1 protein-coding gene is annotated in these 542 nt (G+C 49.1%); it reads right to left on the bottom strand.

Annotation, left to right across the window (positions count from 1 at the left end; genetic code table 11):
- Window positions 1–542: GNAT family N-acetyltransferase (locus tag R8N47_RS27790; protein WP_318186431.1), on the bottom strand; the 542-nt coding region annotated here is incomplete at both ends.

Below are 542 nucleotides of genomic sequence, written 5' to 3'. Positions count from 1 at the left end.
CCTCGTAGAAAAAATTATCCCACTCTAGCAACGTGGCGTAGCCTTTTGAGGCGTTATCTTCTGGCAAATAGCCACGCATGATGCGTTTAACATCAAAGTCATTCGCAAGCTGGAATGAGAGGATCGGGTCGTGCAATTCGCGGCGTTTTACTTTGTCGATGTACTCTGCAACGCTCAGTTCATCCGCGTATTGGTGGTAATTCGGAATGCGGCCACCGGCTAGTATTGCTTTAAAGTTTTTGCTGCGGCACAACTCTTTGCGCGCGTCGTAAAGACGTCGGCCCAAGCGAAGCCCACGGTAATCAGGGTGAACAAACACATCTAGGCCATACATGGCATCGCCTGTCACTTGGTTCTGAATGACGTTATTTTCGGTGATGATGTCAGTGTACAGGTGAGGAAGTGAAAATCGGTTGTAGTCCACTTTGATCGTCAGCGCAGCGCCGACAATTTTGCCGTTATCCTCAATACAGATTTGTCCATCGGGAAACTGATGAATGAGATCCATGATGGTCAGGCGTGGCCATGATCCGCCCACATCA

The organism is Vibrio sp. 2132-1 (assembly GCF_033344315.1).
This window is presented reverse-complemented; position numbering and strand designations above follow the sequence as displayed.